At 71.4% G+C, this 9,507-nt stretch carries 10 protein-coding genes; 7 read left to right on the top strand and 3 right to left on the bottom strand.

All coding sequences use genetic code 11. The annotated features are described in order from the left end of the window. The 3 genes from ACFOY6_RS11850 to ACFOY6_RS11840 form a co-directional block, all read right to left on the bottom strand. On the bottom strand, nucleotides 1–397 hold a 397-nt coding region (locus tag ACFOY6_RS11850), incomplete at its 3' end, for a hypothetical protein (RefSeq protein ID WP_379650891.1). A 444-nt stretch (nucleotides 398–841) separates the two neighbouring features. Beyond that, complete coding sequence (locus ACFOY6_RS11845) at nucleotides 842–1,978, bottom strand: bifunctional 2-methylcitrate synthase/citrate synthase (protein ID WP_379635071.1); 1,137 nt, start codon at nucleotides 1,976–1,978, stop codon at nucleotides 842–844. 104 nt (nucleotides 1,979–2,082) lie between these two features. Then, the gene (locus ACFOY6_RS11840) at nucleotides 2,083–3,606 is read right to left on the bottom strand and encodes an MmgE/PrpD family protein (protein ID WP_109514974.1); all 1,524 of its coding nucleotides are present in this window, start codon (nucleotides 3,604–3,606) and stop codon (nucleotides 2,083–2,085) included. A 111-nt stretch (nucleotides 3,607–3,717) separates the two neighbouring features. On the opposite strand from ACFOY6_RS11840, the gene ACFOY6_RS11835 reads away from it, so the two are divergent. From ACFOY6_RS11835 to ACFOY6_RS11805, 7 genes are all read left to right on the top strand, one after another. Beyond that, a complete protein-coding gene (locus tag ACFOY6_RS11835) occupies nucleotides 3,718–4,641 on the top strand; it encodes a LysR family transcriptional regulator (RefSeq protein WP_379650890.1) in 924 nt (307 codons plus the stop codon). A 315-nt stretch (nucleotides 4,642–4,956) separates the two neighbouring features. Next, the gene (locus ACFOY6_RS11830; protein ID WP_109514972.1) at nucleotides 4,957–6,183 is read left to right on the top strand and encodes a D-alanyl-D-alanine carboxypeptidase family protein; all 1,227 of its coding nucleotides are present in this window, start codon (nucleotides 4,957–4,959) and stop codon (nucleotides 6,181–6,183) included. 133 nt (nucleotides 6,184–6,316) lie between these two features. After that, nucleotides 6,317–7,693, top strand: coding sequence for a dihydroorotase (locus ACFOY6_RS11825; RefSeq protein WP_379635079.1), 1,377 nt, complete (start codon nucleotides 6,317–6,319; stop codon nucleotides 7,691–7,693). Next, nucleotides 7,693–7,905 (top strand): hypothetical protein, encoded by a 213-nt coding sequence (locus ACFOY6_RS11820; RefSeq protein WP_109514970.1) that lies wholly within the window; start codon nucleotides 7,693–7,695, stop codon nucleotides 7,903–7,905. The genes ACFOY6_RS11825 and ACFOY6_RS11820 overlap by 1 nt, the downstream gene beginning before the upstream one ends. Beyond that, complete coding sequence (locus ACFOY6_RS11815) at nucleotides 7,898–8,110, top strand: hypothetical protein (protein WP_109514969.1); 213 nt, start codon at nucleotides 7,898–7,900, stop codon at nucleotides 8,108–8,110. The genes ACFOY6_RS11820 and ACFOY6_RS11815 overlap by 8 nt, the downstream gene beginning before the upstream one ends. Nucleotides 8,111–8,145: 35 nt before the next feature. Then, a complete protein-coding gene (locus tag ACFOY6_RS11810; protein ID WP_379635082.1) occupies nucleotides 8,146–9,147 on the top strand; it encodes an N-carbamoyl-D-amino-acid hydrolase in 1,002 nt (333 codons plus the stop codon). A gap of 86 nt (nucleotides 9,148–9,233) precedes the next feature. Further along, nucleotides 9,234–9,497 (top strand): hypothetical protein, encoded by a 264-nt coding sequence (locus ACFOY6_RS11805; protein WP_379650888.1) that lies wholly within the window; start codon nucleotides 9,234–9,236, stop codon nucleotides 9,495–9,497. The last annotated feature ends 10 nt before the right edge of the window (nucleotides 9,498–9,507 follow it).

Below are 9,507 nucleotides of genomic sequence, written 5' to 3'. Positions count from 1 at the left end.
GCGCGGCGGCCTTGCGCGTCGTCGTGCTCTTGGCAGCGGCGGCGCTCTTGCGCGTCGCGGTCGCCTTCGGCGCGGCGGCCTTGCGCGTCGTCGCGGCCTTGCGCGTCGTCGTGGTCTTGCCGGCGGCGGCGCTCTTGCGCGTCGCGGTTGCCTTCGGCGCGGCGGCCTTGCGGGTGGCGGGCTTCGCGGTCGTCTTGGCCGCCGGCTTCTTCGCCGTGGTCTTGCTGGCGGCCGCCTTGGCGGTGCCGCGCGTGGCGGGCTTCTTGGCCGCGGCCGTGGCCTTGGCCGGCGCCTTGCGGCCTGCGGTGCTCGCCTTCCGCGTGGCGGCGCTGCGTCGGCTGGTGCTCATCGCCATGGGCAGCGCGCGGGGCGGGCTGCCGGTGTTGTCTTCGCTCATGTGCTGGACTCCTTGTCTCTTATCAACCGATGCCGCCCGGCGTGGCGGGGCAGCCTCGCACCGCCTTCGCCCTGCCGCCTGCGCTGCACGCTCCGGAAAGCCCCGGCTGCAGCGGGCGCGACGAAAAGGCTCCGCACCCGATTGGCCGATGGCCCTTCGCGGTGTGGTGCCCTGTCTGGCCGCCCATGCGAGCTGTCCTTCCGAACCATGCCGCTCTCGCCGGCATCCGAAACGCACGTCGTCTCTTGACATGGATCGTGCGAATCGCGCGGAACCGGTACGCGACGGCAACACGCTATCTTCACGCGCAATCTGCTTGTCAACGAAATCCGCCAGATACCGTTGCAATAGCGGGCCGTGGAAATTGCGATGACCCGGAACGGCGAACGCGGCGCCGTCACCCGGCGCCGCGTTCCTGCTGCGGAGGCCTTTAACGAAAGTGAATCAGCCGCGCGCCGAGAGCGCCGGCACACTGCGCTGCGCGGCCCCCGTGTAGTGCGAGAGCGGGCGGATGAGGCGGTTGTCCGCCGCCTGCTCGATGACATGCGCCGCCCATCCGGTGATGCGGCTGGCGACGAAGATCGGCGTGAAGAGCGGGATGTCGAAGCCCATCAGGTGGTAGGCAGGGCCGGCGGGGAAGTCGAGGTTGGGGTGGATGTTCTTCCGCTCCAGCATGGCGCCGGCCAGCAGGCGGCTCATCTCCATCCAGCGGCGGTCGCCCACCACCTCGGCCATCTTCTCGGCGTACCTGGTCATGGTGGGCACGCGGCTGTCGCCATTCTTGTAGACGCGGTGGCCGAAGCCCATCACCAGCGCCTTGTGGTCGAACTTGCCCTCCAGCCACGCCACCGCCTTCGACGGTTCGCCGATCTCGGCCAGCATGTGCATCACCGCCTCGTTGGCGCCGCCATGCAGCGGCCCCTTCAGCGCGGCGATACCGGCGGTGACGGCGCCGTGCAGGTCGGCGCCCGTGCTGGTCACGGTGCGGGCGGTGAAGGTGGAGGCGTTGAAGCCGTGCTCGGCGTAGAGGATCAGCGAGACGTCGAAGGCCTTCACCACCTCGGGCTGCGGAACCTTACCAAACACGACATGGAAGAAGTTCTCGGCGAAGGTGAGCTTCGGGTCCGGCTCCACCGGCGCCTGCCCCTTGGTGGCGCGGTGCGCGGCGGCGATGGCGGTCGGGATCTTGGCCAGCAGCCGCATCGCCTTGCGGCGCGTGGCGGGCTCGGAGGTATCCGCCGCCTCGGGGTCCTCCATGCCGAGGAAGCTCACCGCGGTGCGGATCGCGTCCATCGGGTGGGCATCGTGCGGGAAGGCCTGGATCACCTGGTGCAGCGCCGGCGTGATGCCGCGCTGCGAGGCCTCCTCGCGCCGGAACCCGGCCAGTTGCGCGGCGTTGGGCAGCTCGCCGTTCCACAGCAGGTAGGCCACCTCCTCGAAGCTGCACTGCTCGGCGAGATCCTGCACCGCGTAGCCGCGATAGGTCAGGCTGTTGGTCTCCGGCATCACCTTCGAGACGGCGGAGACATCGGCGATGACGCCGACCAGGCCCTTGCGGATCTCGGGCTGGGTGTCGCTCATGGGTGTCGTTCCTTCCTTGGTGTTCTTGTCGGGCGGGCCAAGCAGAGGAGAGGCCGGGGCGCATGGTGGCGCGCCCCGGCCGGCGGAGGATCAGCAGCGGCGGGTCAGAAGATGCCCGGCTTGCCCTCGGCCAGCGCGCCGCGCGGCAGGCTGACATTGAGCAGGTGCAGCTCGCCGGCCTCCAGGCGCGGCAGGTCCTGCACCACCTCCAGGAAGCGGCGGCTCTCGCGCGGGGTGATCAGCCCCTCGGTCAGGATCTCGAACTTGCGGATATAGTCCTCGCGGCCGAAGGGCTTCGCCCCCAGCGGGTGGGCGTTGGCCACCGCCATCTCGTCCACCAGCCTCGTACCGTCCTTGAAGATGATCTCGACGCGCGCGCCGAAGGCCTTCTCGTCCGGGTCGGTCGAGTGGTAGCGGCGGGTCCACTCCGGGTCCTCGCGCGTCTCGATCTTGTGCCACAGCCGCACCGTGTCGGCCCGCCCCGCGCGCTTCGGCGCGTAGCTGTCCACGTGGTGCCAGCGCCCGTCCTGCAGGGCGACGGCGAAGATGTACATGATGGAGTGGTCCAGCGTCTCGCGGCTGGCCTTGGGGTCCATCTTCTGCGGGTCGTTGGCCCCGGTGCCGATGACGTAGTGGGTGTGGTGGGAGGTGTGGATGACGATCTTCTCGATCGCCTCCTGGTCCGGGATCTGCTCGCGCAGCTTGAAGGCGAGGTCGATCAGCGCCTGGCTCTGGTACTCGGCCGAGTGCTCCTTGGTGTAGGTGTCGAGGATGGCGCGCTTGGGCTCGCCCTTCTCCGGCAGCGGCACCTCGTAGTAGGTCGGGCCATAGACGTCGGCACGGTTGCTCCGCCCCGACAGCACCCAGGCAATGACCGAATCCTCGCCCTCGTAGATCGGGCTCGGCGCGCCCTCGCCGCGCATGGCGCGGTCCACGGCTTCCACCGCCAGCTTCCCGGCATGGGCGGGCGCGAAGGCCTTCCAGGAGGAGATTTCGCCCTTGCGGCTCTGGCGGAAGGTGATGGTGGTGTGCAGCGCCTGCTGCACCGCCTGGTAGATCACCTCCTGCTTCAGCCCGAGCAGCGTGCCGATGCCCGCCGCCGCCGAAGGCCCGAGATGGGCGATGTGGTCCACCTTGTGCTCGTGCAGGCAGATGGCGCGCACCAGGTCCACCTGGATCTCGTAGCCGGTGGCCAGGCCGCGGATCAGGTCCTTGCCCGAGCGGCCCATGGTCTGCGCGACCGCCAGCACGGGGGGGATGTTGTCGCCCGGGTGGGAATAGTCGGCGGCGAGGAAGGTGTCGTGCATGTCGAGCTCGCGCACCGCCGTGCCGTTCGCCCAGGCCGCCCATTCCGGCGAGATCTCCTTCGACGCCGGCAGGCCGAACACCGTGGCGCCGCCCTTCCTCGGGTGGCCCAGCGCCATGGTGCGCGCGGTGGTGGGGGCGGAGCGGTTGATCGCCGCGATCGCCACCGCCGCGTTGTCGATGATGCGGTTGATGATCATCTCGGCCACCGGCTTCTGCACCGCCACCTTGTCGGCGGCGACGCCGGCGATCTTCCAGGCCAGCTGCTCCTCGCGCGGCAGCAGCGCCTTGGAGGGGTGGACCTTGACGGGGTGTTTCTTCATGGGCGGGCGTTCTCCCTCATCCGTGTGGAATGGTGGCGCTGTTGTGCGCCGCGTCCACGCCATCGTCCATTCCGATTGACGGCGCGGCACGATAGCTTTTCCGTATCGCCGATGGATTTCCGACTCCTCCGCCGCCTCGGGCATTTCCTCGCCGTCGCCGAGGAAGGGCATTTCGGCCGCGCCGCCGCGCGGCTCGGCCTGTCGCAGCCGCCGCTCACCGCGCAGATCCAGGCGCTGGAGGCGGAGCTCGGCGTGCGGCTGCTGGAGCGCACCCGCAAGGGCGCGCGGCCGACGCGCGAAGGCGAGGCGCTGCTGCCGCTGGCGCGCCGCGTGGCGGAGGATGCCGGCGCGCTGGAGGCGCTGGCGGGCGAGCAGCGCGCCGGGCGGCACGCGCCGGTGGCCCTCGCCTGCGTCACCTCCGGCCTGTTCGACCACCTCCCCCCGCTGGTGCGGGCGCTGCGCGCCGCGCGCCCCGAGGCCGCGATCGCCGTGCGCGAGATGGACACGGCCGATGCGGTGGAGGCGCTGCGCCGCGGCGAGGTGGACATCGCGCTGCTGCGGCTGGACCGCGACCGCCTGCCGGTGCGCGTGCTGCCGCTCGGCGAGGACATGCTGGTGGCGGCGCTGCCCGAAGGCCACCCGCTGCTCGCCGCCTACCCCGAGGCGCTGCCGCTCTCGGCGCTGGCCGGCGCGCCGCTGCTGACCCTGCCGCGCTCGATCAGCCCGGCCTATTTCGACGCGCTGGTGGCCGCCTGCCGCGCCGCCGGATTCGAGCCGCGCGGCGTGCGCGAGGTGGGCTCGGCCATGGCGCAGCTCGGCTTCGTCGCCTCCGGCCTTGGCGTCGCGCTGGTTTCCTCCGGCATGGCGCGCATCCACCCGCCGGGCGTGGTGTTCCGCGAATTGCGCGGGCCGATCCGCGCCGTCGGCGTGGCGCTGGCCTGGAATGAGGAGCGGCAGAGCGAGGCGGCGGAGGATGTGCTGCGCGTCGCCCGGCAGGTGTTCAACGGCCCCGCCACGCTCAGGCCTGGGGCGTGAGAAGGCGGCGCTCGCCGCCAGCGGTTTCGCGCCCCATCATCGCGCCGCAACGCTCCACACGCCGATTTTCCTGCGCGATCAGGCCATAAGCGCTTTCTTCTCAGGCGGCATGTCGGCATTGTGCGCGCGGCCAGGCCATGCAGGGGACCCTGCACGCCCGGCACGCGGCCCCTCCAAGCAAGGGCCGGTGCGCCGGATGTGCAGGTTGCGTGGCCCGGCCTCGGCCCCGGCGGCGCCTGCCGGCGGGGCTCCTGGGGGATGCGCGGCGGAGGCACCGGGGGCGGTGCCGCGGCCGCGCAGAGGGGGAAGGCCATCATGCTGGAGAACGGCATCACACAACGATGCCGCGCGGGCATCTTCGCACTGCTCGCCGCGGCCCTGCTTGTCCTGTCAACCGCGCCCGCCCGGGCGCAGATCGGCGGCAGCCGCTACGCCGCCATCGTCGTCGACGCCGGCACGGGCGAGGAGCTGCTGGCGATCAACGCCGACGAGCCGCGCTACCCGGCCTCGCTGACCAAGATGATGACGCTCTACATGGTGTTCGAGGCGATGGAGCGCGGCCGCGTCTCGGCCAGCACGCGCATCCCCGTCTCGCGCCACGCGGCGGGGCAGGAGCCCTCGAAGCTGGGGCTGAAGGCGGGCGGCAGCATCGCGGTGCGGGATGCCGTCATGGCGCTGGTCACCAAGTCGGCCAACGACGCCGCCGCCGCGCTCGGCGAGTATCTGGCGCAGGGCAGCGAGGTGCAGTTCGGCCGCATGATGACGCGCAAGGCGCAGGCGCTGGGCATGCGCAACACCAGCTTCCGCAACGCCTCCGGCCTGCCGGACGCCAACCAGGTGACCACGGCGCGCGACATGTCGATCCTCAGCCGCGCGCTGATCCACGACTTCCCCGGGCGCTACGCCTATTTCAGCGCCCGCAGCTTCCGCTACGCCGGGCAGAGCATGGGAAACCACAACCGCCTGCTCACCGAGTATGACGGGGCGGACGGCATCAAGACCGGCTACATCCGCGCCAGCGGCTTCAACCTGGCGGCCAGCGCCGAGCGCCAGGGCACGCGGCTGGTGGCCGTGGTGTTCGGCGGCGCCAACAGCCGCGAGCGCGACGACCATGTGATGGCGCTGCTCGACCGCGGCTTCGCCGAGGCCCGGCGCGGCCTGCCGCCCGACATGCTGATGGCGCGGGGGCCGTCCATGGGCGGTGCCCGCCTCGTAGGCGCGGCGCAGGCGGCGCCGATGGCCGCCCCCGTGGCGCGGGCGGTGAAGCCGTCCATCAAGCCGGCCACGCCGGCGGCCAGCCGCACCCCCCGCCCCGCCCCGCGTGGCGGCGACTGGGTGGCGCAGGTCGGCGCCTTCGCCGACAGCGGCACGGCCCGCCAGGTGGCCGGCCGCGCGGCGCGCGGCCCCGGCACCGCCCGGGTGCAGGCGGTGCGGGTGGATGGCAAGCGTTTCTGGCGTGCCCAGGTGACGGACCTCTCCGCCGCCCAGGCGCGCCGCATCTGCCGGCAGGTGCGCGGCCCCTGCATGGTGATCTCGCCCTGAGGCTCCCGGAGCCCGGCTCGCCTCCCGGGCGGCGCCGGGCGCGAATCCGCGCCGCGCCCGGTTGAGGGGAGGCCGGGCCGGGCCTAGTCTGCCCGCCGCGTTCCTCAACCCGAGCGAGGCGGACCTCCCGGCCATGCAGCTTCCCTACGACCGCGTCCTGCGCGGCAACCTCGTGCTCCCGGACGGCATCCTGAAGGATGGCTATGTCGCGGTGCGCGGCGAGAGCATCGCGGCGATCGGCGCGGGCGAGTTGCCCCCGGCGAAGCAGGTGGACGATTTCTCCGGCCGCACCATCCTGCCCGGGCTGGTGGATGGCCACATGCACACCGGCAGCGCCATCGGCTGGCCCGGCATCGAGGGTGCCACCATGTCCGCCGCCGCCGGCGGCGTGACCACGGTGTGCGACATGCCCTACGACATCCCGCGCGCCGTCACCTCCGCCGCCATCTTCCACGAGAAGGTGGAGGCGGTGCACCAGCTCTCGCATGTGGACGTCGCGCTCTACGGCACCATCCGCAAGACCGGCGGCATCGACGAGATCGCCGGGCTGGCCGAGGCGGGCGCCTCCGCCTTCAAGCTCTCCACCTATGAGTACGACGCGGTGCGCTTCCCGCGCATCGACCACCCGACCATGGTCGCCGCCTTCCGCGAGATCGCCAAGACCGGGCTGATGGTGGCCGTCCACAACGAGGACCAGGAGCTGGTCGAGCGCCTGACCGCCGAGGCGAAGGCCAGCGGCCGGGTGGACCCGATCATGCACGCCCGCACCCGCCCGCCGCTGGCCGAGACCATGGCCGACCTCGAGATCTTCGAGATCGGGCTGGAGACGGGGGCGCATGTGCACATCGCCCATTCCTCCGTGGCCCGCGGCTTCGAGATCGCCGAGAGCTTCCGCGCCATGGGGGCGAAGGCCAGCGGCGAGGCCTGCATCCAGTATCTCTGCATGACGGAGGAGGACCTCGTCCGCCTCAAGGGCTTCGGCAAGTGCAACCCGCCCTTCCGCACGGCCGAGGAGGTGGAGCGCATGTGGGCGGCGCTGGTGGCCGGCAAGATGGCCTATGTCTCCACCGACCACGCCCCCTGGCAGCGCGAGAAGAAGCTCGGCGACGACATCTTCGCCTGCGGCGCGGGCCTCACCGGCATGCAGAGCTACGCGCCGCTGATGTATTCCATGCTGGTCGAGCGCGGCCTGCCGCTGACGCTGATGGCGAAGTACTGCGCCGAGAACACCGCGCGCTACCACGGGCTGTTCCCGAAGAAGGGCGCCATCCGCCTCGGCTCGGACGCCGACCTGCTGGTGATGGAGGAAGGCGACTTCACCTTCGACGAGGCGACCATCCAGGACCGGCCGGATGCCCGCTGGTCGCCCTATCACGGCCGGCCGATGAAGGCACGCGTGGCCGCCACCTATCTGCGCGGCGCGCAGGTGTGGGATGGCGCCACGGTGCTGGCGAAGCCCGGCCAGGGCCGCTTCGTGCCGCGCCAGCACCGCGAGAGCGTGCTCGGCTGATGCGCGGCCTGCTGGTGGCCGGGGCGACGGTCGGCGCCTTCGCCCTCTGGATCTGGCTCACCGGGCCCGGCACCAGCCTGCCGCTCGCGCTCGGCGGCGGCCTGTTCGCGCTGCTGGCCGGGCGTGTCGCCTACCGGCTGCTGACGCCGCCCTCCCCCGAGAACGACACCGGCCCCGAAGGGGCGCAAGACAGAGGAAAGCGCGATGTTTGAGGTGCGCGAAGAGAAGGACGGCAATTTCTCCGTCTGGATCGCCGGGCAGGAGCGCCTGGCCATGCTGAAGACCGAGGCGGCCGCCGTGGCGCTGATGGAAGCCTTCGAGGATTCCTGGGACGAAGCCTTCATGCAGGCCGTGGCCTCGGTGCAGGAGGACTACGCGGCCGATTTCATCGACCCCCTGCCCCCCGCCAGCAACTGAAGCCCCGCCAGCAACTGAAGCCGAGGAGAGCCCGCATGTCCCGCCGCCTCACCGTCGCCGCCGCCCAGCTCGGCCCCATCCAGAAAGCCGAGCCGCGCGCGGCCGTCGTCGCCCGCCTGGTGCGGCTGATGGAGACCGCGCACAGGCGCGGCGCCGAGGTCGTCGTCTTCCCCGAGCTGGCGCTGACCACCTTCTTCCCGCGCTGGTACGAGGAGGACATCAACGCCGCCGACCACTGGTACGAGCAGGCGCTGCCCTCGAACGAGACGGCGCCGCTGTTCGAGGCGGCGCGGAAGTTCAACATCGGCTTCCACCTCGGCTATGCCGAGATCGCCCACGAGGCGGACGAGACGGGGGTGGTGCGCAAGCGGCACTTCAACACCGCCGTCTATGTGCATCCCTCGGGCGAGGTGGTGCTGAAGTACCGCAAGGTGCACCTGCCCGGGCACCGCGAGTTCGACCCGGCGCGCAAGGTGCAGCACCTGGAGAAGCGCTACTTCGAGGTGGGCAATCTGGGCTTCCCCGTGGTGCGGGCGCCGATCGGCCAGGCGGGGCCGGTGAACATCGGCATGCTGATCTGCAACGACCGCCGTTGGCCGGAGGCCTGGCGCGTGCTCGGCCTGCAGCAGGTGGAGCTGGTGATGCTGGGCTACAACACGCCCTCCATCAACCAGGACGCCAAGGGCTTCGAGGCGCACCACCTGCGGGTGCTGCACTCCCACCTCTCCATCCAGGCCGGCTGCTACCAGAATGCCTGCTTCGGCGTGGGCGTGGCCAAGGCGGGGGTGGAGGATGGCTGCGAGCTGTTCGGCCATTCGATCATCGTCAACCCGCAGGGCGAGATCATGGCCCAGGCGACGAGCTGGGATGACGAGCTGATCGTGGCCGATTGCGATCTCGACCAGTGCACGCTGGGCCGCACCAGCATCTTCAACTTCGCCGCCCACCGCCGCCCCGAGGCCTATGGCCGTATCGTCGAGCAGACGGGCAGCGTGGCGCCGGCGGAATGGCAGCCCGCCGCCCGCGCCGCCGAGTAAACTTTCCGCAAGGTGGCGGAAACAGGGCCGCCACCGCCGCAGCCTTGCCGCGCCTCCATCGCCATCTCGGCGGTGGAGGTGATCCCATGGCTGATGAATCCCAGACCCGCCGCCGGTTCGGCCTGCTGCTGATGGGCGGCCTGCTGCTGCCGCTGGCGCCCGCCCGGGCGGACGACGATGACGACGACGATGACGATGGCCGCCGCAGTCGCGGCTGGCTGTCCGATCGCCGCCGCGACCGGGACGACGATGACGACGACCGGGATGATGACGACCGGGACGATGACGACGATGATGAGGACCGCCGCCGCGGCCGGCGTGGGCGGGATGACGACGATGATGACGATTGAGACCGCCGCC

Origin of the sequence: Teichococcus aestuarii, assembly GCF_042651065.1 — a bacterium.
GTDB lineage: Bacteria > Pseudomonadota > Alphaproteobacteria > Acetobacterales > Acetobacteraceae > Pseudoroseomonas > Pseudoroseomonas aestuarii.
Note: the sequence above shows the minus strand (reverse complement) of the source record. Positions and strands in the feature narration are given on the sequence as shown.

Excerpts from the sequence above, each read along its gene's own strand:
- ACFOY6_RS11845 (WP_379635071.1), bottom strand. The coding sequence starts at position 1,978 with ATGAGCGACACCCAGCCCGAGATCCGCAAGGGCCTGGTCGGCGTCATC.
- ACFOY6_RS11840 (WP_109514974.1), bottom strand. The coding sequence starts at position 3,606 with ATGAAGAAACACCCCGTCAAGGTCCACCCCTCCAAGGCGCTGCTGCCG.
- ACFOY6_RS11835 (WP_379650890.1), top strand. The coding sequence starts at position 3,718 with ATGGATTTCCGACTCCTCCGCCGCCTCGGGCATTTCCTCGCCGTCGCC.
- ACFOY6_RS11830 (WP_109514972.1), top strand. The coding sequence starts at position 4,957 with ATGCTGGAGAACGGCATCACACAACGATGCCGCGCGGGCATCTTCGCA.
- ACFOY6_RS11825 (WP_379635079.1), top strand. The coding sequence starts at position 6,317 with ATGCAGCTTCCCTACGACCGCGTCCTGCGCGGCAACCTCGTGCTCCCG.
- ACFOY6_RS11820 (WP_109514970.1), top strand. The coding sequence starts at position 7,693 with ATGCGCGGCCTGCTGGTGGCCGGGGCGACGGTCGGCGCCTTCGCCCTC.
- ACFOY6_RS11815 (WP_109514969.1), top strand. The coding sequence starts at position 7,898 with ATGTTTGAGGTGCGCGAAGAGAAGGACGGCAATTTCTCCGTCTGGATC.
- ACFOY6_RS11810 (WP_379635082.1), top strand. The coding sequence starts at position 8,146 with ATGTCCCGCCGCCTCACCGTCGCCGCCGCCCAGCTCGGCCCCATCCAG.
- ACFOY6_RS11805 (WP_379650888.1), top strand. The coding sequence starts at position 9,234 with ATGGCTGATGAATCCCAGACCCGCCGCCGGTTCGGCCTGCTGCTGATG.